We start from the raw sequence: 26,103 nt of genomic DNA on the forward strand, positions 1-26,103 counted from the left end.
GGGAAATGCAATGGGTTTAATCCGTTTCGATGTGCTGGGATCACTCCGGGTGCGGTGCGACGACGCGCTTGTGCGACTCACCGGACAGAAATACCGGACCGTGGTTTCGTGTCTCGCTCTCCATCCCGAGAGTTCGGTGAGCATGGAGGAACTCCTCCACGCCGCATGGAAGGGAAAGCGTCCGTCCAGCGCGCACCACCAGGTGCGGAAGATGATTTCCGCGCTCAGGCTCAGCTTCGACCAGGGCTGGGACCTGGTGGCGACGTCCCACGAGGGCTACATGCTGAAGTTGACGCCCGAGCACTCCGACGTCTCCGAGTTCTGCCGGCTCTACGACCGGGCGATGTCGAGTGCCTTCGCGAGCGACGAGGACCTGTCGGTGGCGTATTCGGCGCTGGCGCTCTGGCGGGGGAGGCCCTGCGAGGGATCGGAGCCCCGCGGGCAGGAGCACTGGATCTCCGAACTGGTGGAACAGCACCGGGTGCTCCTGAACAAGACGGTGCAGGCCTTCCAGGAGCGGGGACGCTCCGACGAGTTGACCTCGATACTGCGCGTGGCGTCGAAGATCCACAGGCAGCCGGTCCACCCGCACTCCGATACCGCCGTACCCGCCCCGGCCGGCCGGCCGTCGAGCGGGACGCACGCCCGCGAGAGTCCGTTACCGCCGCCCCTCCCGGCATGGCCCGGCGTCCCGGTCGGGCCGAACTGCTTGCCGCGGGACCTCCAGGACTTCGGCGGACGCGAACGCGAGATCGACGAACTGCACACCCTCCTCTCGGGGCAGGGGCCGCACTCGCCGTCGGTGGCGACCCTTCACGGAATGGGCGGAGTCGGGAAGACGGCTGTCGCCGTCCGCCTGGCGCACCTGCTGGCCCGCCACTATCCGGACGGCCAGTTCTTCGTCTCCCTGGACGGCTTCTCGTCGTCCTGCACGGCCAGCGTGTCCAGCGCCCTCGGGGTGCTGCTGCGGCAGAAAGGCATCCCGGACGACGAGATCTCCTCGTCGGAGGAAGGGCGGCTGGCGCAGTGGCGGACCATCACGGCCGGTCAGCGACTGCTCGTCGTGCTGGACGACGCCCGCGACATCGAGCAGGTGGAACCGCTCATACCGCCCTCGCGCGACAGCGCCTGCATCATCACCTCCCGCATCATCCTCAACGGCATCGACGGAGCTCATCACACCTCGCTCGAAGTGCCGGACGAGGACGAGTGCCTGGAAATGCTCAGCTGCATGCTCGACCAGCGCTTCGAGAGCCTCGACACCCAGGACGCGCGGGCGCTGATCCAGCAGTGCGCCAACCTGCCGCTGGCCCTGCGCCTGGCGGCGGCGCGCATCTCCACCCGAGACTTCCTCGACCTCCGGGAGCTCAGCGACCGGCTCGCCGCCACCTCCGTCTTCAACGAGCTGGAGGTGCCAGGACGCAGCCTGATCGGCCGGCTCATCACCTCGTTCACCTCCCTGGAGGACTTCGACCACGACCGCTATCTGCGGCTGTCGCTCCTGCCCTGTCCCGATCTGGACGAGACCTCGGTCGCGGCCGCGCTCGGCCTGTCGACCGATCTGGTCCGGTGCGCCTGCCGGCGCTTCGCCGACCGGGCGCTGTTGCAGCGGACACGGGCCGGCGCCTACCGGGTGCATCCGCTGCTGCTGCAGGCGGCGCACCTGGAAGCACAGAAGAAGATCACGTTCGACGAGCAGCGCCGCATCATCCGCGCCGCCTTCCTCCACTACAAGGCCTCGAACGGCCTCGTGGGTTCCAGCCGTGTCAGCCCCTCGCCGAGTCCTGACGGGCATGTGGTGCTGCGGACCCTCACCCGGTCGGCCGAGCTCGCGGCGCGGCTCGACCTCCAGCAGGAGTTCATCGAACTGTGCGTGGCCTGGGAGGGGATGGTCTCCCTGGTGCTGGACACGCGCCAGCAGGAAGTGGTGTGGAACCTCGTGCGCGACGCGAGGCAGCAGTCCTCGGAAGCCGCATGGCAGCACCACCCCGGACCGCCCGCACGAGGGCACGTCATGAACGTCGCCCGGTGCAGGGAGGCGGGGCTCGTCCGCCGCTCGGCCTAGTCCCCTGCTCCAACGGCGGCCCTCTTCGCGCGAAGGGCCGGAACTCCACGCCGTGCGCGTGATCGGCACAAGACGCCTCCCCCCCCATGATCCCCAGAGGAAAGGAAGCCGGACGATGGGCCGTGTCCTTCCGTATCCGCCCGACAGCGAGGTACTTCTGCTGCCGAGACAGTACGGCCCGGCAGCGGGCGAACAGGCGGTCAAGACCAGGGAATTCGTGGTGGGCGGGGGAGGCCTGCTCGGGAGGCACGTCCGCGCCGCGCTGGGCGGCCGCCTGAGCGAACGGGTGCGCGTCCCCTGGGACGACCACGCCCGCGCCTGTGCCCGACTCTACGAACTGGGAAGGGAGCTGGCCGCTCGAACCGACCGCTGGAACCTCTACTGGTGCGCCGGCCTGGCCGTGTTCCACACCCCTGCCGAGCAGGTCGAGCGAGAACGCGTCCAGGTCGGCCGCATGCTCGCGGGAATCCACGACGGACTCGAACGGTCCGGCCGCCCTTCCGACGGCGCCCTGTTCTTCGCATCGTCGGCGGGCGGTGCGTACGCGGGCTCGGCACACGCGCCCTTCACCGAGTTCTCCACCCCCGCTCCCCAGAACGCCTACGGCGAGGCCAAACTCGCCGTGGAGAAGGAGGCCGAGGCCCTGTCGCGCCGATGGCGGCTGCCCGTGGTGGCGGGCCGGATCGCCAACCTCTACGGTCCCGGACAGAACCTCGGCAAGAACCAGGGCCTGGTCAGCGCCCTCGTCAAGGCACAGCTGACCGGAGAACCCCTGCGCCTGCGGGCCGCGCCGAGGACGACGCGCGACTACATCTACGCGCGGGACTGCGCACGGATGGCGGTCACGACGATGGATGCCGTGCGTTCCCGCACCCTGGGCAGGGACCCGTACGTCTGCAAGATCTTCGCCAGCGGGCGGTCCTTCCGGATCGACGGGCTTCTGGAGGTGGCCGAGCGCCTCTTCGACCAGCCGGTGCCCGTCCTCCACGAGTACCCGGCGGGCGGCGCGAGCACGGACTTCTCCGTCACGTCCCGGGTGTGGGCGGACCTCGTGTCGTCCCCCTTCCTCAACATCGAGGAAGGGATGCGGGCCGTCCGTGCGGACCTCAGATACCGGCTCGACCTCGACTAGCGGTGATGCGTCCATCGCGCAGCCCCACGAACCCGAGCGGACCGAGGACGCTGTCGAGCAGAGAACCCCCACTTCGAACCGCGGAGAATCATGTCCCTCATCTCGCCCCAAGCTCTCCAAGCCCCCCAAGCCCCCCAAGCCCCCCAAGCCCCCCGAGGCACCCACCCGGCCGGGCGCCGCACTTTCCCCACCCTCGTGAACGGCGCCGCCGTCGGCCGGCTCTCCGAGCCGAAGGAGGCCGTGTCATGAGGTTCCTGGTGACCGGGGGCGCCGGGTTCATCGGCTCCCACTACGTACGGTCCCTGCTCGCGGGGGAGTACAAGGGGGCGGAGAACGCCAGGGTCACGGTCCTGGACAAGGAGACCTACGCAGGGAACCGCGCCAACCTGCCCGCCGAGCACCCGCGGATGACCTTCGTCCGCGGCGACGTCTGCGACCGGGAGCTGCTGCTCGACCTGCTGCCGGGGCACGACGCCGTCGTCCACTTCGCCGCGGAGTCGCACGTCGACCGCTCCGTCACGGGCGCCGCCGAGTTCTTCCGCACCAACGTGCTCGGTACGCAGACCGTCCTCGACGCGGCGCTGGTCACCGACGTGGAGCGCGTCGTGCACGTCTCGACCGACGAGGTGTACGGCTCGATCGAGAAGGGTTCCTGGACCGAGGATCGGCCGCTGCTGCCCAACTCCCCCTATGCGGCGTCCAAGGCGTGCTCCGACCTCGTCGCCCGCTCCTACTGGAACACCCACGGCCTCGACCTCTCGGTGACCCGCTGCTCCAACAACTACGGCCCGTACCAGCACCCCGAGAAGCTGATCCCGCGGTTCGTCACCAATCTGTTCGAGGGCATTCCGCTCCCGGTCTACGGCGATGGACGGAACCGCCGCGAATGGGTACACGTCGACGACCATTGCCGGGCCGTGCACCACGTGCTGATGTGGGGCGGGGCGGGCGAGATCTACAACGTGGGCGGCGGAAACGAACTGACCAACCTGGCCCTGACCGAGCGGATCCTGCGGCTGTGCGGAGCCGACCGGTCGATGATCCGGTACGTCACCGACCGAAAGGGACACGACCTGAGGTACTCCCTGGACGACACCAAGATCCGTGAAGAACTCGGCTGGTCGCCGCGCATCGCTTTCGACGAGGGGCTCGCCGGGACCGTCGCCTGGTACCGGGACAACCCCCAGTGGTGGAAGGCGGCCCGGAACGCGCCGTCGGCGCTCCTGCCCTGACGCCGGTGATCGACGAGATCCTGCCCGCCGCCGTGTCGGTCTCCGAGGCGTTCGCCGACGATCCCGCCGCCTGCCTGTTCCCCGAGGAGGAGGCGGCGATCGCGCGGGCCGCGCCCGGACGCCGCCGTGAGTTCGCCACGACCCGCCTCTGCGCCCGCCGGGCGCTGGCCAAGCTGGGGCGGCCGCCGGCCCCCCTGCTGCCGGGCGCACGCGGAGCCCCCTCATGGCCCGCGGGCGTGGTGGGCAGCATGACGCACTGCGAGGGCTACCGGGCGGCCGCAGTGGCGAGCCGCCGCGACTTCGCCGCCCTCGGGATCGATGCCGAACCCCACCGGCCGCTTCCCGCGCATGTGCTGGAGGCCGTCGCGATGCCCGCCGAATACGCCAGGCACCGCGTGCTGAGCGCCACTGTCCCGCAAATCTGCTGGGACCGTGTGCTGTTCTGCGCCAAGGAGGCGGTGTACAAAGCGTGGTTCCCGCGGACCGGCCTGCCGCTGGAGTTCGGCGAGGCCGACATCGCCTTGCGTACGGACGGTTCGCTCACCGTTCGCGTCCGACGCCGCCACCCCTCCCCGGAACACCTCACACCCCTTGCCTACGAGGGCCGCTGGGTCGCCACCTCCACCCTGGTGGCCGCCGCCGTGGCCGAACCCGCCACCGTCCCGTCCACCGCCGCGGGGCCCGTTCCTCGGGCTGGGTGCAGCCGGTCATACGGAGCGTAGCCGTCAGAGGTTTCGCCGCATGGCCCGGTCACCACCCGGTCCTCCGCCGCCGACGAGAGTCAGCGCCAGGCGGGATGCCCCTCGGTGGTGGCGCCGGTGGTGAGCGGGCGCTCGCCGGTCTTGTCCGCGCGCACGGCCCAGATCACGGGCGTCTCGTACGGACCGCGGACGAAGGCCACCCAGGTGCCGTCGGCGGACCAGGCGGGGTCCATCTCGTGGGCGCCGGTGGCGACCAGGTCACGATCGTCACTGCCGTCGGCGTCCACGAGGCGGATGTCGCCCTGACTGCCCGTGCCGTATGTCCCCGCTGTGTACGCGAAGGTGGCGCCGTCGGGTGACCACACCGGGTCGAGTGCCGGATGGGGCAGCCGGGTCACCTGCTGTGGGGCCCGGTTCGGGTCGGCGGGGTCGACCACGTGGATCTGCCAGTTCCCGGGCCCCGTCTGCAGGCAGACCGCGATGCTCTTGCCGTCCGGCGACCACGCGGGATCCTCGACCGGGCTCCCGCCCGACGTGAGCTGGCGGGCCGCGCCGTCGGCGACGCCGACCACGAACAGCTGCTGTACGCCGTCCTTCATGCGCAGCACGGCCAGCCGGCTGCCGTCCGGAGACCAGGACACCCTGCCGCCGGCGATGGAGGTGATCCGCCGAGCGTTCGAACCGTCGGCATTGGCGGTCCAGACGGCCGTGCCCTCGGAGGTGCTGCGGGTGAACGCGAACGACCTGCGGTCGGGTGACCACTGGGGCAGGGTGTCGCATGCGCCCGCGCCCCCGGCGATGAGCTGCACGGACTTCTCCGCGGCGGCGTCCCGGCGGGCGATGACGCCGTTGCACGTCCCGGGCCAGCCCGGGGCGGTGTCCTGCCGGATCAGCAGGGGATCGGTCGGGAACGGGGCAGGGGCAGGTGCGGATCCGGTGGGCGTGGCGGCGCCGGGCTTGGCATTGTCCTTGGTGGAGTCGGTCCAGGGATGCCACACGTACAGGCCGACGGCTGCGAGAGACGCCACGAGCACCGCCGCCACCACCGCGCGGCGACGCCGGGGCTTCTCCGGAACCGCCTGCGGCACCTGCGCGGGGGCGGGGGAGAGCCGCGCCGCGGGCCCCGTCACGGTGCGCGACTGTTCCGTACGGGGCTCCGCGTCCGTACGGGGCTCCGCGTCCGTACGGGGCTCCGCGACGGCGGGCGGGGCGGTGTCCGGGACCGGGAGTTCCTGCGCGGTGTCCGGCGGGCTGTCCGGCGTGGTGGGACGCACCACCGGTTCCGCGGGCGGGAGCAGTTGCGTCGCCGCCTCCGGCAGCCAGGAGCCACCGTCCGGGTGGCGGACGGTGAGGGTAGCGAGGAAGGCGGCCGGTGTGGGCCGTGCCGCCGGGTCCTTGGACAGGCAGGCGCCGATGGCTGCGCGGAGTTCACCGGGCACCGCGGTCAGGTCCGGCTCCTCGTAGACCACCTTGAAGTGCCTGGCCGCGGACGGGCCGTCGCCGAAGGGGGCGCCGCCCGCCGCCCGGGTGAGCACCACCCCCAGAGCGAACATGTCGACCGCGGGGGTGAGCACGCCACCGCCGGTGAGCTGCTCGGGTGCCAGGAATCCCGGCGTGCCGACCTGCAGGCCGGTCTGTGTCAGGGACGTTCCGTCCAGGGCGCGCGCGATGCCGAAATCGATGACACGCGGTCCGTCCTCCGCGACGATGATGTTCGCGGGCTTGAGATCGCGGTGGATGACCCCCGCTCGGTGGATCGCCTCGAGTGCCTCGGCCAGGCCGGCGGCCAGCACGGTGAGCGTGTCCAGGGGCAGCGATCCGACGCGCGCCAGTACCGCTTGCAGGGTGGGACCGGGCACGAAGGCCGTCACCAGCCAGGCCGGCTCCCCCTCCGGGTCGGCGTCGACCACCGGCGCGGTGTGGAACCCGCCGACCCGCCGCGCGGCCGCGACCTCGTCGGCGAACCTGCGCCGGAACCCGGGCTCCGTGCTCAGCTCGGGACGTACGACCTTGACGGCGACCGCACGGCCGGACTGGGAGCGGCCCAGGTAGACCACGCCCATGCCCCCCTGGCCGAGCCGTCCCACCAGCCGGTAGCGGCCCTCGCCGAGCGAGGTGGGATCACCCGTTTCGAGCGGCTTCATATGTCCCCCGTTTCACACCTTGCGCGATGAACAGCCTCTCCCTACCTGTCGTGCCGACCACCAGTCAAGCGAGGCCGTTGCGGAGACCCGACCGGGGTGCCTCTGACAGCCCGTCCCCCTGGTCGGCCGGGGGCGGGCGTCGGTGTGTGACCGGCGGGGTGGTGGCCGCGACGGCCGCCGAGGCTTCGGTCGGGAGCCTAAGGAGGTTTCGGAGTCGAGTCGATGACTTCAACACCGTGAGTGAAGGCTCGCCACGGCGAACCGATCTCCCGCTCGTCCGTCAGCCACAGGCCTGGCTCAGTTCCCGGCCCGGTCGGCGTAGTGGCTCAGGAAGAGCGCCTCGACCAGTGCCATCCGCTCGATCTCGGTGGGATCCACGCTTTCGTTGGGGGCGTGGATGAGGCAGCGCGGTTCCTCGACGCCCATGAGGATCAGCTCGGCGTCGGGGAAGGTGGCGCCGAGGACGTTGCACAGCGGGATGGAGCCGCCCTGGCCGAGGAAGGAGACCGGCCGGCCGTAGGCCTCCCGCATCGCGCGGTCGAGCGCGGTGTACGCGGGCCCGTCGGTCGCCGCGCGGAACGGCGAGCCCAGGCCCTCCCGCTCGACGGACACCTTCACGCCCCAGGGGGCGGCGCGCTCCAGGTGCGCCGTCAGGGCTCCGGCGGCCGCGGCCGCGTCCGTACCGGGCGGGACGCGGAGACTGACCCGGGCCCGGGCCCGGGCGGGCACGGCGGCGGCGGAGCCGACCACCGGGGGACAGTCGATACCGAGGACGGTGACCGCGGGGCGGGCCCACAGCCGGTCCGCGACGCTGCCGGTGCCGAGCAGGGCGACCCCGTCGAGCACGGCCGCGTCGTCGCGGAACTGCCGCTCGTCGTAGCCGATGCCCTGCCAGGTGCCGTCGGTGTCCAGGCCGTCGATCCGGGTGGCGCCGTCGGCGTCGCGCAGCGAGTCGAGGATCCGGATCAGAGCGGCAAGGGCGTCGGGGGCGGGGCCGCCGAACATGCCCGAGTGCAGGTCGCCGGCGAGGGCGGAAACGGTGACGACGACGTTGGCCAGGCCCCGCAGCACGGTCGTGGCGGTGGGGACGCCGACGGCCGCGTTGCCGGTGTCGCAGATGAGCAGGGCGTCCGCGCGCAGGGCGTCGGTGTGCTCCGGTACGTATGCCTCCAGGCCGCCGGTGCCCTGCTCCTCCGAGCCCTCGACGACCAGTTTCAGCCCGACGGGCACGTCGTCGCCCAGTGCCCGCAGGGCGGTGAGGTGCATGACGATGTTGCCCTTGCAGTCGGCCGCGCCGCGCCCGTACCAGCGCCCGTCGCGCTCGGTGAGCTCGAACGGCGGGGAGTGCCAGGCGGAGTCGTCCAGCGGGGGCTGTACGTCGTAGTGGCTGTAGAGCAGGACGGTGGGTGCGCCGGGCGGCGGCGGGCGGTGGCCGAGGACGGCGAGGCTGCCGTCCGGGGTCGGCTCCAGGCGTACGCCGTGCAGCCCGGCCTCGGTGAAGGCGGCGGCGACCCACTCGGCGGTGCGCCGGCAGTCCTCGGGCGGGTACTGGCGGGGGTCCGCGACGGAGGGCATCGCGACCAGCTCGGCGAGGTCCTTCTTGGCACGGGGCATCAGGGCGGCCACCCGGGCCGCGAGGTCTTCGGCCGTGCCGGCGCTTCCCGTCCGGCTCGTTCCGCCGGTTCCGTCAGTCATTGACGGTGTCCGAGGTCTTGAGGTCCGCGATCTTTTCCCGGTAGGCGTCGAGCTTCTCGGGGCAGTAGACCTTGATCACCTCGGCGCCCGCCTGGAGGACTCGGCCGTCGGCGATGACGGGACGCATGCCGGGGCCGGTGGCGCCGTTGGCCATCTGGATGAGCCACAGGCCGCGCTTGAGCGCTGAATTGGGATCGGCGCAGACGGCGCCTCCGTCGGTGCCCAGGACGTTGGCGATGTTGCCGGCGTTGCGGGGCCGGAAGCCCTGGGCGACCAGGGCGTCGTTCAGCTGGTTCGCCTTCTCGTGGGCCTGGTTGGTGGCCCGCTGCTGCTTGTACGTGAACATCCCGATGATCATCATCGCCACGAGCACCACGATCGAGCCGATGTAGATCCATTTGTGTTCGGAGGCCATCCGGGTGGGGCTCATGCCGCACCTCCTTCGACCCGGGCCGCGTCGGCGTCGGGCTGCCGCCAGCTGGGCTTGCGGGACTTGAGGAAGGCGAACGGGATGACCACGCCGAGCAGCAGCAGGCCGCCGCCGACGATGCCGACGTACGCCCAGACGCTGCCGCCGCCGAACTGTGAGGACGGGATGAAGCCGATCGCCATGGCCAGAGCCGAGGCGACGAAGCCCACCCAGCAGATGGTCTTGAGCATCGGGGCCCGGTAGCCGCGGGGGTGGTCGGGGAACTTCTTGCGGAGCTGGATCGCGGCCATGAACATCAGCAGGTACATGATCAGGTACACCTGCGTGGTGATGACCGAGAAGATCCAGTAGACGCTGGAGACGTTGGGGATCAGCGCGTACATCAGGGCGATGACCGTGGTCACGACGCCCTGGGTGACGAGGATGTTCTGCTGGATCCCGTGGCCGTTGAGCTTCTGGAGGAAGGGCGGCAGGTAGCCCTCCTCGCGGGAGATCAGCAGCAGGCCCTTGGAAGGGCCGGCCAGCCAGGTGAGCATGCCGCCGAGCGATGCGGCGCACAGCGCGAACGCGACGATCGGCACCAGCCAGCCGATGTGGAAGTACTGGAAGAAGGCGTCGAAGGCCTGCATCACGCCGGCGGTCAGGCTGAGCTGGCTCGGCGGGATGACCCAGCTGATGGCCAGGGCCGGGAGGATGAAGATCAGCAGGACCATGCCCATGGCCAGGAACATCGACTTCGGGAACTCCTTGGCCGGGTCCCGCAGCTTGTTCACGTGGACCGCGTTCATCTCCATGCCGGAGTAGCTGAGGAAGTTGTTCACGATCAGCACCAGGCTGGCGATGCCGGTCCACTCCGGGAGGAGGTGCGAGGCGGTCATCGGCGCGGCGGAGGGGTTGCCCTGCCCGAGGAAGACGGCGCCGAGGACCACGAGCAGCGTGCCGGGGATCAGCGTGCCGATGACCAGGCCCCAGGAGGCCAGGCCCGCGACGGCGTTGGTGCCGCGGGAGGAGACCCATACGCCGGTCCAGTACAGGACCATGATGACGATGGCCGTGTACAGGCCGTTGCTGGCCAGGGCGGGGTCGATCACGTAGGCGATGGTGCTGGCGACGTACGCGAGCAGGCTCGGGTAGTAGAAGATCGTCATGGCGAACTGGCACCACACGGCCAGGAACCCCAGTGGCTTCGACAGGCCCTGCGCCACCCAGTTGTAGACCCCGCCGCTCCAGCCGGAGGCCAGCTCGGCCGACACCAGGGCGGTCGGCAGGAGGAACACGACGGCCGGCACCAGGTAGAGGAAGACGCAGGCGAGGCCGTACACCGCCATGGTGGGCGAGGCCCGCAGACTCGCGACCGAGCTGGTCGTCATCAGCGCCAACGTCAACCAGGTGATCTTGTTCGACCCGACGGCAGTACGGGCCGCGTCCTTGACCCCGGCTCTGTCCGATCGTCCGGCGTCGTCGGCCGGCAGGTCCGCGGCGCTCATCGGGTACCTCCTCGAGCGAGTACTACCTAACGCTCCATCCTCGTCACCACGCCTTCCTGTCGCGCGTCAGGCTGGGCCATTCGGCTCCGCAGCCGAGCCGCCGTTCGAGCGGCGATGGCTGTCGGTGGCGTTCGAAGCCCGACGCTGCTCGGTACATCACGTTGTACCGAGCGGCGGGTCTGGCAGGCCGCTGGGCTCAGGCGGCGTCGCTCGCGACGGGCGGCCGCCTTTGCGGGCCGAGGTACCGCGACCGAGTGGGGGCCGGTCTGTCCCGCCGCGCGGGCGTCGTACGGGGTGAGGACTCGAGGCTGTCGAACACGGAGGGGAGGGGCAGCACGGTCCACGCGACGAGCTGGAGGTGTGCGCAGACCGCGGTGGTCTCGATCGCGTGGGCGGTTACCGGAAGGCGTATGCCGTACGCCGCCTGCGATGTTGCGGATGGTTTCGCACGTGCCGCAGCCCCGACGCGGAGATTGCCGAGGCGGCCTGGGTGACCCTTGCTGAGCTTCCCGGGTACGTCCCGTACGGGATCTTCGGGCCGGTGCGGAGGTACTTGGACGCCCTGATCGGGCTACCGCCGCCCGGCCAGAGCTGATGCTGCGCAGGCCCAGGGCCGCGGGGATCGGCCGGGGCCCGTCCGGATCGGGGTGGGCGCGGGCTGCCACCCCGGGTGGTCGGCCGGGAGCTGAGTGGGACCCGCCGCGCCCGGTACGGCAGCAGGGCCGGGCCCGCGCGTCGCGGTCCGGGCCCTGCCCCGTGCAGTGCCGCGCTGCGGCGGCGGCGCGTCAGCTCTGCGCGGTGTCGTCGCCCGCCTGCCCGGCGCTCTCGGCTGCGCGTGCCTTCTCGCGCATCTTGCGCACCAGCTCCGCCTTCTGGTCGGCGGCACCCTGGCGGTCGCGGTTGCGGTGGGGACCGTTGTTCTGCCGTTCGGCGCGGGACAGCTTCTTGCGCTGGCCGCCGCCCTGGCCCACGGGGTTGTTGATGTTCTTGCTGTCGGTCACGGGTTCTCCCGGTGGTGATGTGAAGTGATCTACGGATTCATCGGTGGGGGACGGGTGCGGCGATGTCGAAGGACGTCAGCGGGCCCGTCGCGCTCTCACTCGTAAATCGGCCTCTGGAAGAACATGACAAAGACGGTACCCGGTTCCGTCGGCCCCGCACACCAACCCTTTTGCCGCCCCGGCGCCGGCCAGGGCCTCGGCGAGCGCCCGGGGTCAGTCGTTTCCTTCCGGGAACCTCAGCGCCGCCAGCACCCGTAGGTGGTTGCCGCCCGTCCGGGGCAGGTCTGCCCGCCGGTCGGCGGGTGACGACGCATGGGGACAGTGCGGGGGAGCCGGTGCACCGGTAACCCGGCGTCGCTGTCGGAGCGGCCCCGATCTTCATCCGGGACGGCAGGCGCAGCTCACGCATCGCCAGGAACTCCGTGAGCTCCAGCGGTGGATCGCCGGCCACCCGGACGCGGACCTGTCGGTCGATGCCTTGGCCCAGCGCGCCAATCTGCCGGCTCGGACGCCTCGGACGTTTACGCGCGCGCTCGTCGAAGACAGTCGGGAACGGCCTCCGGCCTTCGACCTCCGGCCGTGAGGACTGGCAGGCCGGCACCGAGTCGAGCTTACGATCTGGACGGACGCCGCAGACCCTCCCGGACGGCCGGCCCAGCGCGTCGGCGACTTCTAGAGGTCGGCCTGGCGCACTACGCGGTAGCGGAGGTAGACGAATTTCGAGCTGAACGTGCGGGTCTCGACGAGTTCGAGATCCACCCGGCGTTCGTTCCGGGCAAAGAACGGAATGCCGCCGCCGACCAGTACCGGGTGGACCACGGCCTGGTACTCGTCGATCAGGTCCAACGCGGCCGCCTCGGCGGCGAGGGTCGCGCCACCGATCGCGATGTCGCCTTCCCCCGGCTCCGCTCGCAACCTCTCGATCTCCTCCGCCAGGCCGCCGGAGACCAGGCGGGCATTGCCCTCCACCGCCGACAGCGTCGTGGAGAACACCACCTTCGGGAGCGGGTTCCAGAGCGAGGCCCACTCCAGCTCGGGGTCGCCGAGCGAGGGATCCTGGTCGGCGGTCTCCCAGTACAGCATCGTCTCGTAGAGCCGTCGTCCCATCAGGTGGACGCCGACCCCTCGGATCTCGTCGATCCAGAAGCGGAAGACCTCCTCGTCGGGCGTCGTCCAGTCGAAGCCGCCGTCCGGCCCGACGATGTAGCCGTCAAGGGAGACGCCCATCGAGTAGGTCACGCTGCGCATCAGAAGTCCTCCTCGGGAACAGGATTCGACCCTACGGCCGCCGGACGCCGCAGGACTCGCTACGGCTCGCGGAACGGCCTCGGATCTCCCCGCGCCAGGCGAAGATCACCACGAACGACCGGCCGCCGGTTTCATGGGCGCCACCGCCCCACGGCCGGGTGCGCAGGTGTGGTCCGTGCTCAGGTCGGCTGCGGCGTGGCCGTGCTTCCGAGGAGACGGTCCACGAGGAGTTCCGGGTAACCGGAGGCCGGCGGGTCGATGCCGAAGATCGCCCGCAGGTAGAGCGGCGCGACGAGCTGGTCGAGGATCTGGTCGAGGGGCGGGGCGACCTCGCCGCGGGCGGCAGCGCGGTCGCGGATCCGCTCGATCGCGCCGATGCGGCGCTCGAACTGCTGCGCGCGCTCTCCCTGCGCCGTGGCGCTGCCCGGCATCGACAGGGCGACGGCCCGGATGAGCAGTCGCCCTTCGGGCGTGCGGATGCTCGCGACGCCCGCTTCGGCCCATGCCGTCAGGTCGCCGCGCAGGGTACCGGTGTCGGCCAGCGGCCAGTCCCGTTCGAGGCGGGTGACCACCACGTCGGCCAGGAGAGCCTCCCGGCTGCCCCAGCGCCGGTAGACGCTGGTGTGGTTCACCCCGGCGCGCTGCGCGACGGCCGGGATGGTGAGGTCCGCTCCCTCGGGGTCGGACAGCAGGTCGATGACGGCCTGGTGGACGGCCGAGCGGACCTGCTCGGGGCTCTTGCGGAGGCGCGGGGCCGGTTGTTTCGAAGTCACTCACCCATCGTAAGCACAAATATTTGCTTCCTGGCGCCCGCCAGGTCTACAGTCCCTGCCGTACGCACAGATCTGTGCTTAAGGAGAGTGTGATGAAGCCGCTGCTGTTCCCCGGCAACACCCAGTTCTGGTACAAGACCCTGCGCTCGATGAGCCACATCGCCTACGGCGGAGCCGACTTCGGCGAGGTCGTCTCCACCAGCGAGCGCATCAAGGAAGGCGACTACGACAGCTGGCACGAGGAGTGGATGGCGACCGCAGACCGGGTCGCCGCGGAAGCCCGGCGGGCCCTGGACGCGGGACACACCATCAGCGCCCGGGACGGATTCCTGCGCGCCTCGAACTACTACCGGTCGGCGGAGTTCTTCCAGCACGGTCAGCCGTGCGACCCCCGCCACGACTACGCCTACGACCGCAGCGTGACCTGCTTCCAGACCGCGGCCGCGCTCTACAGCCCCCGCATCGAGCCGGTCCGCATCCCCTGCGAGGGCACCACCCTGCTCGGCTACCTCTACCGGGCCGACGACACCGGCACGCCCCGCCCGACCCTGATCATGCACAGCGGTTTCGACGGCACCGCCGAGGAACTCCACTTCAGCGGCGCGCTGGCCGCCGTGGAGCGCGGGTACACCGTCCTGACCTTCGACGGCCCGGGGCAGCCCGGCCCCCGCCACCACCAGGGCATGGTCTTCCGCCCGGACTGGGAGAACGTCATCACCCCGGTCGTCGACTTCGCCGAGACCCTCCCCGAGGTCGACAACAGCCGCATCGCGCTCCTCGGGAGCAGCATGGGCGGCGTACTCGCCCCCAGGGCGGCCGCGTTCGAGCACCGCCTCGCCGCCCTGATCGCCGTCGACGGCGTCTACGACCTCGGCCAGATATCCACCCGCAACATCCCGGGCGACCGCGACCAGGCCGAACGGCTCCTGCGCGCGGACTCCGCCCCCGAACTCGACGCACGCTTCGAACGGATCGCGGCCCAGGACGCCACCGCGCGGTGGGCGATCAACCACGGTATGTACGTGATGGGCGTGGACACGCCCCGGGCCTTCAGCGCCTCCTACCTCGACTACACCCTCGCCGGGGGCATCGCCGAGCGGATCCAGTGCCCCACCCTCGTGTGCGACGCCGCGGAGGACGAGTTCTTCAAGGGCCAGCCCGAGCAGCTCTACGCACACCTGACCTGCCCCAAGACGCTGATGCTGTTCACCGACGAGGAGGGCGCCGGTGCTCACTGCCACCCCGGTGCCATGCGCCTGGCCCTCGCCCGCATCTACGACTGGCTCGACACCACCCTCGCGACCGCCGCCTGAAAACCCGGCCGGCCCGACCACTGCCCCGTCACCCGGGCCCGATCCTTCCGAACCGCCTCACACCACAAGGAAGAAGCGCCCATGAACCGCACCGGAATCGAAGCCGCCCTCAACGACCTGCTCTTCAACCACGGCATCACCTTGGACGAGGCCGCCGAACGCCACTTCACCCCCGGATACCGCCAGCGCACGGACGGCCAGTGGGCCGACCGCGCCGAGTTCCTCGATCACATCAGCCACCTGCGCACCATCGTCGCCAGCGGAAAGGTCGAGGTCCACGACGAGCTGTACGACGGCGACAAGTACGCCGACCGGCACACCTGCCACATCACCAAGAACGACGGCACCACCGTCGCCATGGAGGTCTACGTCTTCGCCGAACTCGCCCCCGACGGCCGCTTCCACCGCATCGAGGAAACCACCATGATGCTGAGCGGCTCCGACGCCGACCGCAACATCGGCAGTGCCCGCTGACCCTCACCGTGCGAGGTGCCCGGCAGGCACGCTCGGCGGTCTCGTGGCCCTCGGCGAGGGTGGCGCCACTCATCGGTGCGTGCGGCGGGTGAGGCGGGTGGCGGCGAGGTGGAACACATTGTCGATGGGGGCCCGGGGCGGGCTGTCGAGACTGACGGCATGGCTGCGCAGCATCGAGACCAGGTGCCGGCCGACCGACGGGGCTTCGGCGGGGATGCCTCGGTCGAGGACGGCGGCGAGCATGTCGGCGAGCTCGCGGGTGTGATGGGCGAGGGCGTCGGCGGTGTGCCGGGCGGCCTCGGCGGGGCGGTGGCGGCGGGTGAGCTGCTGGGTGAGGACGGCGAACGTTTCCCCGGGCAGGGCAGGGAGGTGCTGCTCGGCGTAGAGCTCGTCGGCGAGGCGGCGCAGCATGGCGGCGGCGGTGGCGCGCGGGAGGTTCGAGCGGACGTCGGCGGGACCCTGGTTCGGAAGGGTGACGATCAGGCGGTGAGTGTCGAGGGAAGCGAGGATGGCGACGGCGGGTGTGCGGTTCACGGGGGTGGGACTCCTTGTCCGGGGTCGAAGTGGTGCTCACGCACGCGGACACGGCGAGGGGGCTGGAACGGCACCTGTGAGCTGTCGTGTGGGGCCATGGGTCGTGGGTCTTGGGTGGAGTGGATGCAATGCGGAAGGCGGCGACTGCGGCGCCTCCCGGGGTGAACCTTGAGTTCGGGGTCGTCGGCCAGGTTGCCGAAGGCGGTCACAAGGGTCTCGCGCCAGACGAACGCCCTCGCAATTTCCTCACATGTGGAAACTAATTTCAACGTATGCTGAAACTACCGCCGAGGGGAAGCCCCCTCCTGTGATCGTTACGGAAGGTGATGCGGAGTGACTGGACGAGGCCCTCGGGGTGAACGCGGAGAGCAGGCGGACAAGATCGTCGCCGCCGCCCGCAGATCCTTCGCCACGCGCGGTTACGCCGCGACCTCACTCCGGTCGGTCGCCCAGGAGGCCGGTGTCGACCCCGGCCTCGTGAACTACTACTTCCGCACCAAGACCGGGCTGTTGGAAGAGGTCATGCAGCCCCCCGAGGAGTTCGGCGCAGCCGTGGCCGCCGCCGCCGAACAGCCCATGGACCGCCGGGGGCACGCCTTCGTGCAGGCCGCCCTGAACCTGTGGGAGGACCCCGTCTCGGCCGAGATCCTGCGCGCCATCATCCTCACCGCCGCCCAGGAACCCGCCGCCCTGCAACGCCTGCGGCAGCTGTACTCCGAACTCGTACTGGCCGTCGTCTCCCACAGCCTGCCCGACACCGAACGCAACCTGCGGGCCAGCCTCATCTCCACCCAGATCGTCGGCATGGTCATGAACCGCTACATCTGGCAGATCGGCACCATCGCCACCCTCCCCGCCCCCTCCGTCACCGACCTCATCGCCCCCACCATCCAGCACTACCTCACCGGCCCCCTGCCGCCAAGCCTCAGCGACGACAGCCGGAGCACGGGCTGACCGACCGCTCCGGCGAATCCCGCCAACCGTTCTCCGGCGCGCGGGAGCAGCCCCAGAGTGGTATGGCGTCCGCCCCGGTACAACGCGCCGATGCTGTACCGGGCCGGACCCATGCCGGCTCGCTGAGCAGCAGCTGATCTGACGCAGGGTCGATGTACGCGAGTATGGGCAGCGCCCGGCGCCCAACGCCCTGTGAGCGCGATGCAAGTCTGTCCCTGCGGGGACGCGCAGCGGGCCGTACGTGCCGTCGTCCACCGAGTGGCTCGTCCACGACGGCCGGCGCGGCCGGCCCCGCGCCGCACACCTGCGGCTGGCGGGGCACGGCCCAGTACCCGCTCGACTGAACTACTCTTCCCCGGACAAGCCCCTCTACGAGGCGGACGTACGTCGACCTGTCCGGGCCGATCGCGGACCACGGCGCGCACCTGTCGGCCATCCGCGACGCGGCCGTCCAACTCCCCGCGGAACTCACCGTGCTACCGCGCTTACCTGCGTCGCCGGGGGATCCGCTGCACCATCCCGGACGAGGTCGACCAGGCGCGTCACCGCAAACAGCGCGGCTCTCGCGGTAGCCGGCCGCCGAAGTCCGACCCGGTCGACTACCGTGAGCGCCACGCGGTCGAGTGTGGGATCAACCGCCTCAAGAGGTACCGCGCCGTCGCCACGCGATACGACAAGCCAGCGGTCCGCTATGAGGCGGCCGTCCTCGTAGAGGCCATCGGCGAATGGCTGTGAGCAGCACACATCAAGCGCGTCCAAAACAAGCTCGCAGGCGTGGAGGTGCTCTCACTCCACGGCAGCATTGAGGAGAATCTGCGCCAGCTCGCGCGGCTGGGAGAACATCGGCCAATGACCGGTGTCCATCTTGGCCAGCCGCCAGCGCTTGCTGTTCAGCAGCTCGGCCACATCTTCGTCGGGCTCGGCGTCGTCTGGCTCGGCCCCCGGTATCACGCACAGGATGTATGTCGCCGGAAGTTCACCGAGCGGCCCCGCCAGCACAGCGGGCTCGGTCAGCGTGGCACCTGGGTGAGGCGTCGAGCCACGCACGAGGCGTGCGATCTGCTCATCGGTGAGACCTTCGCCATCGTAGTGAGCAGCTGGCGCGAGCGGCCAAAACCCTCCGTTCTCGGCGATCGATGCCTCCACTGCCGCCCCGCCGTCCGGCCAGGCGGAGACAAACGACTCGCCGTCAGTTGGAACACTTGAGTCGACGAATACCACGCGGGCCAGTCGGTCACCGATCCGCTCCGCGGCCTGACCGACCGGGATGCCCGAGTAGCTGTGACCCACCAGGACTACGTCACGCAGACCCTGGCGTTCTACCTCGGCAACGATGTCCTGGACGTGAGTCGCTTGCCCCGCCGGTACACCCCGCTTGTCGGCAAGACCGGACAGCGTCAACGGATGGACGCCGTGGCCAGCCGCACGCAGATACGGCACCACGTCGCCCCACGCCCACGCCCCGAGCCGTGCACCTGCAACCAGCACGAAATTCACCATGCCCGCACCGTAGCCGGGCAGCCGGACGACCTTCTAGAAAATACTTTCGGTACGCGCCCTAGAGATCTTCAACGGTGCGGGTTACGTCGGGCCGTGACGGCCGCCGTGGGCGGCGCTGTGCTTCGGGCGGCCGACATGCCCTTGCCTCCAAGGGGCCCGGCGGCGCCCGCCGCAAGCTCGACCCGCAACAACTCCGCCTGCTGGAGACCGTGTTGGATGCCGACCCTGCCGTATTCGGCGGGCCTGACCCGTGCTGGGGCAATGCTCAGGGCCTGTGGATCAGCACCCTAGTCCTCAAAGGGGACGAACTTGGCAAGCGAAGTCCAGTCCAGTGGACGCACGATCGTGGCCAGGCGGGCGAAGGGATCCTGCGCTGCCGTTTGGAACCACATCACTGAGAGCACCGTATGCCCGTGCTCTGCAATGTCTTCGGGCTGCCACCATGACGTCAGTCGAGCATGAACCGCCTCTCGCGGCAGCCACTCCTCGACTCGCCCTTCCGCATCGGCTCGGAGCTCGTCGAGATCATGCACATACAAATGCGGCGTCTTAGCCATCGCCTTCTCGATGCCCATCAGGCGAAAGCGCCGGTGTAGCTGAGGCGTCCCTTCGAGCATGCCTTCACGGTCGTCACTTACCGTGAGTTCGCGAAGCTCGGCACGTACAGGTCCCACCTGATAGCCGCGCAACTCGCCATTCCTCATATGGATCATGGGCCAGAGGGTAGGTGTGTCCGACAAGCGGACCAAATGACTTTTGCGCAGAACCGTACAGAGGACCCGGACGCCCATGCTGAACCCATTCGACGCTCCAGACGCGGTGTCAGCCGCAGCTGAACCGCTCGAGGAGCTGCTCGACGACTGCAACCATGTGTCGTCCATATACCTCCTCCCTGTAGTCCCAGTGGCTGGGACGACACCCGGTCATGACTGGATGAAGGGTCTTGCTCAATCCGTGTACGACGCTGGGGTCAGTGGACACCAGGTGAGCGCGCCGGTCGACCCGTTCGAGTCACCACGAGCCTGGCGGGACATCCTCCGCCTACAGGTGACCGACGGCTTCATGCAGCCCGCCAACAGGTGGCCGGATGCCAACCTGCGCACGCCCATTGAGATCCGGCAGGCAGGCGAACTCGCCGATGGCGTCGCCGACCTCATCGAAGCGCATTTGGGGCCCGTCCGAGCCTGCGGCGATGTAGGCGCCCCGTACACGGGCGACATTTGGTGGCGCAGCTTGCTGTTGGTCACCAGCGACTGGGCCACCATCCTGCATCTCGGGATTTGCGACTGACCGAACACATCGTCCGTCCACAACCCTTGACGATTGCTCGTCGGCCCGCACGGGCCCTGCGACTCCCGGCTACGCTCGCGCGGGAGCGCCCCGCGGCGCGTGGCTACGGGGCGCCTTGTGGGGCTTAGTCGACCTGCTCCCCGTTATACGTCCCGCCCTTGCAGTAGTTGCCGTCCTCGTTGATCGCGGGCGTTCCGCCGCCCTGCTTGCACTCAGAAGGAGTGACGACGGACGGGGCAACCTGGGCGGTGGTGGCGGCAGCGGCGGTGGCGGCGCCCGTGAGGCCGAGTCCGGCGAGGGCTGCCGCGGCGATGACGGCGGCAAGGCTTCGTCGAATGCGCATGTGGTTCCCCTTTCACGGATTACCTCGGTTGGGGCACTAGCCAGCTTCTCACCCATGTGGGTGACACGTCATGTTGGGCCATTCGGGTGGCAGTGCTGTCGCGCCCCAAGTTTCTTGGGGCTGCAGGAACAAGGAATGTTCTTCGTCTGCTGGCTGTACAGCGGCTTCGCTCACGCTGACCAGCGAAAACGGCGGTCCGTGCGGCTCCTTGGGCGGGGCCGGTCCGGAAGTGGTGCGGATCTTGGGACTCGCCTCCCATCGGCGCTCGCCGTGAAGTGCCACCGCTGTGGCGACCCGGCACCTCGCGGGGACGCGAAGGCCGGCCGCCTCCTCGGCCGAACCGCGCCCGGTGGTGTGCGGGGGACGGGCCGACCGCCTCCCCGGGCCGTCCGATCCACCTGGTCGGCCGGACGGGCCGGCCACCGCGCTTCGCACCATCGCAGTTACTCAGCGCGGCCGCCCACCGGGTGCCCAGGACGGGCGGGGGAGAGGATGCGACGCTGGAGTGAGGAGCCCGCGAGTGGAGGTCCGAGTGCGCCTCATCCGGCCCGCGGTCCTCTCCTTCGGCTTGGCGGCCATCTCCAGGTGCGGCTGCGGCTCAATGGATGCGACGCAGAATCGTGCGGTCAGTCTGTGAGCCGGTCGGCCGGGAGGCACCACTCACCGGGCGTCGCCAGGCGGCCTTACCGCGTGGATCCGGCCCGCCGGGACCAGGACCGCGCGACCAACCCGGAAGGCAGGTGCGTCCCATGCGCACGTCGACCCGTATCGCCGGTGCCCTCACCGGCTTGACCCTCGCCCTCGGCGGTGCGGTCCTCGCCGCTCCCGCGGCCCGGGCGGACATCCCCGCCTGCACACAGATGGCCGAACAGGCCGGTGCCACCGCTTCCGACTCCGTCACAGCGGCCTGCAGCCGTGGCGTGGTCGGAGACCTGCAGAGTTGTGTGACCGGGCTGTCCGCGGCCGGAGTGGCGGGCGGCGCCGCGACCGGTGCCTGCCGGGCGGCGGCCCTCGAACCGCGTTAGAGGACTGCGCACGGCAGCCGCCCGCCGGCACCGGCCGGAGGCAGGTACGGCCCGTCGCCTCCCCAACCCCTGGCCTGCCCGGCCACAACGCGGCCCCGGGTGGGCAGTCTCGACACCATGGACATCGATGTCGCCCCGCTCCTACCGACGCGCACGCGGCGTACCGATGCGGCCGGTCGAGGTCGGTGACGTCATGCCTCTCCGGAGCCGGGCAGTCACCACCCGGGCGCGGCGCCCGGCCTCGCCTCGCGGGCCTCATGCGGAGCGCCCATGCTGAGTAAGAGGGCGCCGTCGTCTTGAGACTTGTCCTTCCCGAAGGGCCGAACGAAGGCGCCTGAGAGGAGGAGGAAGTCATGCGCATCCGAAGAATCCTGGGCCTCGCCCTGGCCGCGGCAACCCTTGCCGGCGCGAGCGCCGTCGGCGCCGTCAGCGCTGGGGCCGCCTCGTCTCCGAACATCTCCAGAGACGACTGCGCGGCCGCCGGCGGACAGGTCGTTGGACGCCCCTACGGCGGCTATGTCTGCACGCTGCCTGACGGGACCTCGCAGCCGGTCACCTGACCGGTCGGCGCACGGCTGGGCAACCAAGTCCGGCCGGTGAACCCGGCGCGGTGCGTACGGGGTGACGGTGACGGCACCCGGTCCACCGTGGGGTGGATCGCCCGCGCCCGTCTCGACACCGCGGCACCCGCGGTGGTGGACGCCGACCGTCTCGAAGCCAAGGCCGTCACCGCTTCGAGACGGTCCGTGCCGTCCTGAACACTGCGCCCCCCGCCGTCCTGAACGGCCTCGGCCATGTCGTCAGAGCGGAACACGTCGCCCTCCAGGCCGCCGCGGGTACGGGCGGCCATCCGCACCGCGTCCGTCACGAGGGTCGGCGATCGACCAGTCCACGACCCGTCGGCTGAAGCAGTCGAGCTCGGTCGCCAGATTGAGGAACTGGCCGTCCTGGAGGGGGAGATACGTGATGTCGCCCGTGTACTTTCGCTCTGGTCCGCAGGTCTGCAGGTTCGCAGGCGGCGAAGTCCCGCTGGAACGGGTCCGGAACCTGGGAGGCCGCCGGATCCGGGACGGTGGTGGGATGCCTCTGCGCAGCCGGATACCAGTGATGGCGAACGACCTCAGACGCGGGCGACCCGCTTCTCGTTGACCCGGAAACCCTCCCCGCGGAGCTCTGCCGTCACCCTCGGCGAACCGTAGGCCCCGCCGGAGGCGCTGTGGACCTCGCGGATCCTCCCGGCCAGGAGCCGGTCCGCCCGCTTATCAGCGCGTCCACCACTCAGGGGGAGGCCCCCATCCCCGCCGTGGATGAGGTCCAGCAGGTCATCCCGCTCCACCCACCCGTCTGAGCCAAGGCCGACCCGCCGGCATCGCCAACCGGCACGCGGCCCACGGCCCTCTCAGGGGACCGCGAGACGGCGCCGCAACAGCACGACCAAGGAGCCGACCGGCACGCTGCATCCGCCGGCCGGCTCCGCCGTGCTCCTCGACGACCCCGGGGATGACTCCGTCGTTCGGCCCATCAAGGGCACCGGCTGCAACGCCGAAAAGGACCAAGTGGAGTCGCCCCCCTCGCGTTCCGTTACGCCTCCGCGCCCCAGGCCGCCCCGATGACGGCGGTCCCGTACCCCGGCCTACAGGCCCGGAGGAGATCCCGCATGCGCGTTTTCCTGCCCCTGACCGCCGTCACCACCGCCGCGCTCCTGCTCGTCACGGTCACCGGTGCAACTCCCGCCGCCGCAGACCGGAACCCGGACGGCACACCACTGGTCAAGGTGTCCCACGGCGACCCGTACGCGAACTGCACCATCGGAGCGAGGTCCCCCGACAGCATCGTCTACCCGGGCACCGAGGTCGAGCCGTACCTGTCCGTCGATCCGCGCGACCCCAAGCGGGTGGTCACCGTGTTCCAGCAGGACCGCTGGAACGACGGCGGCGCCCGTGGCCTGGCGGCAGGCTGGACCACGGACGGCCACACCTTCCACCAGAGCACGCTGCCGTTCAGCCTGTGCGCCCCCGGCGGCGCGGACTACGAACGGGCCTCCGACCCCTGGGTGAGCACCGGACCGGACGGCACGGTCTACGCCAGCGGGGAGGGCGTCGACTTCACGAAGAGCACGCGCAGCGCCCTCCTGGCAGTCACGTCCCGTGACGGCGGCCGCACTTGGCAGAACCTCACCACCACGCACGTCGACGAGCAGCCGTTCTTCAACGACAAGCCGTCCCTCACCGCCGACCCGATCCGCAAGGGCACCGCCTACCAGGTCTGGAACCGCCTCGACAACGACCCGCCCGGCCCCAGCTCCCTCGACGGTCCCGGCTACATCTCCCTCACCCGCGACGGCGGCCGCACCTGGAGCGAGGCCCGGCCGTTCGTCGACACCAGCACCGTGCCCAACACCCAGACCATCGGCCATCTGATCGTCGTCGACCGGCGCACCGGCACCCTGTACGACTTCTTCGACCGGATCACCTACGCCGACGACCTGAGCACCGTCGTCGAAGCCCGCTACGAGGTGGTCACCTCGACCGACGCCGGAGAGACCTGGAGCGACCCGGTCACCGTGGCCCGGGACACATCCGTACCGGAGGTCGACCCGAACGACCCCACCAAACTGCTGCGCGCCGCGGCCACCCTGCCGAGCCCGGCCGTTGACCCCGAGACAGGCACGCTCTACATGGCCTACGAGGGCTCGGACTTCTCCGGTGGAGAGTTCGACTCCGTCCAGCTTGTGCGGTCCACCGACGGCGGACGCACCTGGGGGAACCCGGAGCTGATCAGTCCCGAGGGCGTTCCGGCCTTCTCGCCGTCGATCGCGGTCACGGAGCGGGGCACGGTCGCGCTCACCTACTACGACCTGCGCTTCCTCGAGCCCGGCAACACCACCACCCTGCCCACCGCCTACCAACTGGCCACGCTGCAGCACGGAAACCCGAAGCTCCGGAGCGAACGACAGATCTCGCGGGTCTTCGACTGGCTGCAGGCGCCGTTCGCCGGGGGCTACTTCCTCGGCGACTACCAAGGCCTGGTGGCAGACGGCAAGGGAGTACGGGCGGTGCTCACCGAGACCCACTCCGGCGCACCACAGAACCGTACGGACGTGTACACCGGCAGTTTCCGCACCCGCTGACCGACGCGGACGCCGTCGGCCGGCCCGACCGCCGAAGGCTGCAGGGAGGCCTCGGACCCACTCCGTGACCACGTTGGGCGGGGAGGTTCGGCCGCGTCCCGCCGGAACTGATCACCGTTGTCAGACCCTCTTGTTACTGTCGCGAACCTCGCGAACCACGCGAACCGGAACGATCGAGGGTGGTCTGATGAGCGACAACGATGTGCGGCAGTTCGGCATCCACACCTACAACCAGTGGACGGCGATGTGGAACGGTGATCTGGACCTCGCCGAGAAGATCATGGCGCCGGAATTCGTCCTGCGTTATGCCCAGGCAGGCACCGAGGCCTTCGACGATGTCCGTACTCCGCAGCAGCTCGCCGACATCATCGCGGCCTGGCATCGACAGCGACGTGGGCTTCGCTTCGTGGCCGAGGGCGCGGCAGTCGTGGACCTCACGCTTGTCGATGGCGCACCGACCGGCCTGGTCGCCCGCCCCTATCTCGCGTCCGTCACGGACGAAGACGCCCGAACTGTCGCCAGGAGCGGGACCGACACCCTGAGGATCACCAACGGTTTGATCAGCGAGGTGTGGTCCGTTTCCTCCGGCCCCGCCGGCCGGACCTTTTACCGCTAGTTGCTGCCGGCGAGGGCGACCGCGCTGCGTCAGCTTCGCGACGAGGGACCTTCCTGTGCAGGTGACCGCAGCCGGATGCGGTGCCGTGCTCACGGTAGGCGAGCGGTCGGGCGAACTGGTGCGTGGGCACCCCCTGTTGCGGCCCGCCGGGTTCGTCACGGGCGGGTCGCCCGGATGATCCAGGTTGCGGAGGCGTAGAGGACGCCGTCGTCGGTCTCGTGGGCGGTGAGGGTGGCTCTCAGGTCGTCGACCGCACGACGTCGACCCTCGTCATCGAGTCCGTCGAGCATCCAGCCGTGCAGGCCGAGTACGAACCGCTCCGCGTCGGCCGCGTCCTGGCCGAACCACATCGCCTCGCCGTGCGGCTCCAGTTGGACGTCCGTGAAGCCGGCGGCGCCGAGCACCCTCCGTACGCGCACGGGGTCGGCCAGCGAGAACGGCCCGGGCGCGTCCGGCGGGGGAGTGGGCAACGGCCGTCCCGCGGACAGGGCCCGGGCGAAGGAGCGGAGCCACTCGTTGCCGGTCGGCGGTTGCCAGACCAGCTGCACGAGGCGTCCGCCCGGGCGCATCGCTGTGCCGATGTTGCGGAACGCGGTGACGGGGTCGGCGAAGAACATCGTCCCGGTGCGGCTGACGGCCACGTCGAACGAAGCGGCGGGGAAGGGGTGGACCTGGGCGTCCGCCTGCACGAAGTCGGCGTTGTGCAGCCCCTCGTCTGCCGCTCGCTGCCGGGCGACCCGCAGCATCGCGGCAGACAGGTCCACGCCCAGGACCCGCCCGCTGTCTGCCCGCCGTGCGACGTCGCGGGTGATCTCTCCGGTGCCGCAGCCGATGTCCAGCACGTGGTCGGTGGCGGATACGTCGGCCGCAGCGAGGAAGTGCCTGTCATACGGGCCTATCGCGCGGTCGAACCGGTCGGCGTGCTCCGCCCAGTACGCGCCTTCCCGTCCGTCCCAGGCGCGGGCCTGCTCGGCATTGGACGGAGCGACCTGAAGAGTGCTGACCATCGCCACCAC

General features: G+C 70.4%; 26 protein-coding genes. 13 read left to right on the plus strand and 13 right to left on the minus strand.

Going from position 1 to position 26,103, the window contains the following annotated elements; translation table 11 throughout:
- The first annotated feature begins 211 nt into the window (after window positions 1-211).
- From OG472_RS37690 to OG472_RS37705, 4 genes are all read left to right on the plus strand, one after another.
- The gene (locus OG472_RS37690) at window positions 212-2,065 is read left to right on the plus strand and encodes an NB-ARC domain-containing protein (protein ID WP_401605852.1); all 1,854 of its coding nucleotides are present in this window, start codon (window positions 212-214) and stop codon (window positions 2,063-2,065) included.
- A gap of 115 nt (window positions 2,066-2,180) precedes the next feature.
- Entirely contained in the window at window positions 2,181-3,197 is a 1,017-nt protein-coding gene (locus OG472_RS37695) for an NAD-dependent epimerase/dehydratase family protein (protein ID WP_405942626.1), read from the plus strand.
- Window positions 3,198-3,442: 245 nt separating this feature from the next.
- Window positions 3,443-4,429 carry a dTDP-glucose 4,6-dehydratase gene (gene rfbB / locus OG472_RS37700; RefSeq protein WP_405942627.1) on the plus strand — a complete coding sequence of 329 codons (987 nt, stop codon included), beginning with the start codon at window positions 3,443-3,445 and terminating at the stop codon, window positions 4,427-4,429.
- Window positions 4,430-4,434: 5 nt separating this feature from the next.
- Window positions 4,435-5,151: a 4'-phosphopantetheinyl transferase gene (locus OG472_RS37705; protein ID WP_405833530.1), complete on the plus strand. Its 717-nt coding sequence runs from the start codon at window positions 4,435-4,437 to the stop codon at window positions 5,149-5,151.
- A 59-nt stretch (window positions 5,152-5,210) separates the two neighbouring features.
- Here the strand turns inward: OG472_RS37705 and OG472_RS37710 are convergent, their stop codons facing one another.
- The 7 genes from OG472_RS37710 to OG472_RS37740 all read right to left on the minus strand — a co-directional run bounded on the left by OG472_RS37710 (window position 5,211) and on the right by OG472_RS37740 (window position 13,908).
- Window positions 5,211-7,274, minus strand: a complete 2,064-nt coding sequence (locus tag OG472_RS37710; protein WP_405942628.1) for a protein kinase domain-containing protein — start codon at window positions 7,272-7,274, stop codon at window positions 5,211-5,213.
- A gap of 297 nt (window positions 7,275-7,571) precedes the next feature.
- Window positions 7,572-8,969, minus strand: a complete 1,398-nt coding sequence (locus OG472_RS37715; RefSeq protein WP_401605863.1) for a dipeptidase — start codon at window positions 8,967-8,969, stop codon at window positions 7,572-7,574.
- Window positions 8,962-9,399 carry a hypothetical protein gene (locus OG472_RS37720; protein ID WP_405833534.1) on the minus strand — a complete coding sequence of 146 codons (438 nt, stop codon included), beginning with the start codon at window positions 9,397-9,399 and terminating at the stop codon, window positions 8,962-8,964. The genes OG472_RS37715 and OG472_RS37720 overlap by 8 nt, the downstream gene beginning before the upstream one ends.
- On the minus strand, window positions 9,396-10,886 hold the full coding sequence (locus OG472_RS37725; protein ID WP_405942629.1) for an APC family permease: 1,491 nt from the start codon (window positions 10,884-10,886) through the stop codon (window positions 9,396-9,398). Before OG472_RS37725 ends, OG472_RS37720 begins: the two co-directional genes overlap by 4 nt.
- 785 nt (window positions 10,887-11,671) lie before the next feature.
- A complete protein-coding gene (locus OG472_RS37730) occupies window positions 11,672-11,887 on the minus strand; it encodes a DUF6243 family protein (protein WP_401605869.1) in 216 nt (71 codons plus the stop codon).
- A 672-nt stretch (window positions 11,888-12,559) separates the two neighbouring features.
- Window positions 12,560-13,135, minus strand: a complete 576-nt coding sequence (locus OG472_RS37735; protein WP_401605871.1) for a dihydrofolate reductase family protein — start codon at window positions 13,133-13,135, stop codon at window positions 12,560-12,562.
- A 179-nt stretch (window positions 13,136-13,314) separates the two neighbouring features.
- Window positions 13,315-13,908: a TetR/AcrR family transcriptional regulator gene (locus OG472_RS37740; RefSeq protein ID WP_401605873.1), complete on the minus strand. Its 594-nt coding sequence runs from the start codon at window positions 13,906-13,908 to the stop codon at window positions 13,315-13,317.
- Between the two features lie 92 nt (window positions 13,909-14,000).
- Here OG472_RS37740 and OG472_RS37745 point away from each other — a divergent pair, with 92 nt between their 5' ends.
- Together OG472_RS37745 and OG472_RS37750 are read left to right on the plus strand one after the other, a co-directional pair.
- A complete protein-coding gene (locus OG472_RS37745; RefSeq protein WP_405942630.1) occupies window positions 14,001-15,221 on the plus strand; it encodes an alpha/beta hydrolase family protein in 1,221 nt (406 codons plus the stop codon).
- Window positions 15,222-15,302: 81 nt separating this feature from the next.
- Window positions 15,303-15,695, plus strand: coding sequence for a nuclear transport factor 2 family protein (locus OG472_RS37750; protein WP_401605878.1), 393 nt, complete (start codon window positions 15,303-15,305; stop codon window positions 15,693-15,695).
- Window positions 15,696-15,764: 69 nt separating this feature from the next.
- Here the strand turns inward: OG472_RS37750 and OG472_RS37755 are convergent, their stop codons facing one another.
- Entirely contained in the window at window positions 15,765-16,229 is a 465-nt protein-coding gene (locus tag OG472_RS37755; RefSeq protein WP_405942631.1) for a hypothetical protein, read from the minus strand.
- A 333-nt stretch (window positions 16,230-16,562) separates the two neighbouring features.
- Between OG472_RS37755 and OG472_RS37760 the strand changes: the two genes are divergently transcribed.
- Entirely contained in the window at window positions 16,563-17,183 is a 621-nt protein-coding gene (locus OG472_RS37760; protein ID WP_401605881.1) for a TetR family transcriptional regulator, read from the plus strand.
- A gap of 786 nt (window positions 17,184-17,969) precedes the next feature.
- Here OG472_RS37760 and OG472_RS37765 read toward each other — a convergent pair.
- Window positions 17,970-18,683 (minus strand): alpha/beta fold hydrolase, encoded by a 714-nt coding sequence (locus tag OG472_RS37765; protein ID WP_405942632.1) that lies wholly within the window; start codon window positions 18,681-18,683, stop codon window positions 17,970-17,972.
- Window positions 18,684-18,970: 287 nt separating this feature from the next.
- Window positions 18,971-19,396, minus strand: coding sequence for a hypothetical protein (locus OG472_RS37770; protein WP_401605886.1), 426 nt, complete (start codon window positions 19,394-19,396; stop codon window positions 18,971-18,973).
- A gap of 76 nt (window positions 19,397-19,472) precedes the next feature.
- Here OG472_RS37770 and OG472_RS37775 point away from each other — a divergent pair, with 76 nt between their 5' ends.
- Window positions 19,473-19,973, plus strand: coding sequence for a hypothetical protein (locus OG472_RS37775; protein WP_405942633.1), 501 nt, complete (start codon window positions 19,473-19,475; stop codon window positions 19,971-19,973).
- A 124-nt stretch (window positions 19,974-20,097) separates the two neighbouring features.
- On the opposite strand, the gene OG472_RS37780 is transcribed toward OG472_RS37775, so the two are convergent.
- The gene (locus OG472_RS37780) at window positions 20,098-20,316 is read right to left on the minus strand and encodes a hypothetical protein (RefSeq protein ID WP_405833546.1); all 219 of its coding nucleotides are present in this window, start codon (window positions 20,314-20,316) and stop codon (window positions 20,098-20,100) included.
- Between the two features lie 749 nt (window positions 20,317-21,065).
- Between OG472_RS37780 and OG472_RS37785 the strand changes: the two genes are divergently transcribed.
- The 3 genes from OG472_RS37785 (at window position 21,066) to OG472_RS37795 (ending at window position 22,099) form a co-directional block, all read left to right on the plus strand.
- A complete protein-coding gene (locus tag OG472_RS37785) occupies window positions 21,066-21,341 on the plus strand; it encodes a hypothetical protein (protein WP_405833548.1) in 276 nt (91 codons plus the stop codon).
- Between the two features lie 353 nt (window positions 21,342-21,694).
- A complete protein-coding gene (locus tag OG472_RS37790; RefSeq protein WP_401605895.1) occupies window positions 21,695-21,901 on the plus strand; it encodes a hypothetical protein in 207 nt (68 codons plus the stop codon).
- 36 nt (window positions 21,902-21,937) lie between these two features.
- Window positions 21,938-22,099: a hypothetical protein gene (locus OG472_RS37795; RefSeq protein WP_405942634.1), complete on the plus strand. Its 162-nt coding sequence runs from the start codon at window positions 21,938-21,940 to the stop codon at window positions 22,097-22,099.
- A gap of 362 nt (window positions 22,100-22,461) precedes the next feature.
- Here the strand turns inward: OG472_RS37795 and OG472_RS37800 are convergent, their stop codons facing one another.
- The gene (locus OG472_RS37800; RefSeq protein ID WP_405942635.1) at window positions 22,462-22,677 is read right to left on the minus strand and encodes an IS3 family transposase; all 216 of its coding nucleotides are present in this window, start codon (window positions 22,675-22,677) and stop codon (window positions 22,462-22,464) included.
- 321 nt (window positions 22,678-22,998) lie between these two features.
- Between OG472_RS37800 and OG472_RS37805 the strand changes: the two genes are divergently transcribed.
- Together OG472_RS37805 and OG472_RS37810 are read left to right on the plus strand one after the other, a co-directional pair.
- Window positions 22,999-24,471, plus strand: coding sequence for a sialidase family protein (locus OG472_RS37805; protein ID WP_405942636.1), 1,473 nt, complete (start codon window positions 22,999-23,001; stop codon window positions 24,469-24,471).
- Between the two features lie 187 nt (window positions 24,472-24,658).
- Entirely contained in the window at window positions 24,659-25,087 is a 429-nt protein-coding gene (locus tag OG472_RS37810; protein ID WP_405942637.1) for a hypothetical protein, read from the plus strand.
- Between the two features lie 155 nt (window positions 25,088-25,242).
- Here OG472_RS37810 and OG472_RS37815 read toward each other — a convergent pair whose 3' ends face one another.
- Window positions 25,243-26,094 (minus strand): class I SAM-dependent methyltransferase, encoded by an 852-nt coding sequence (locus OG472_RS37815; protein ID WP_405942638.1) that lies wholly within the window; start codon window positions 26,092-26,094, stop codon window positions 25,243-25,245.
- Between the last annotated feature and the right edge of the window lie 9 nt (window positions 26,095-26,103).

The organism is Streptomyces sp. NBC_00207 (genome assembly GCF_045160965.1).
GTDB lineage: Bacteria > Actinomycetota > Actinomycetes > Streptomycetales > Streptomycetaceae > Streptomyces.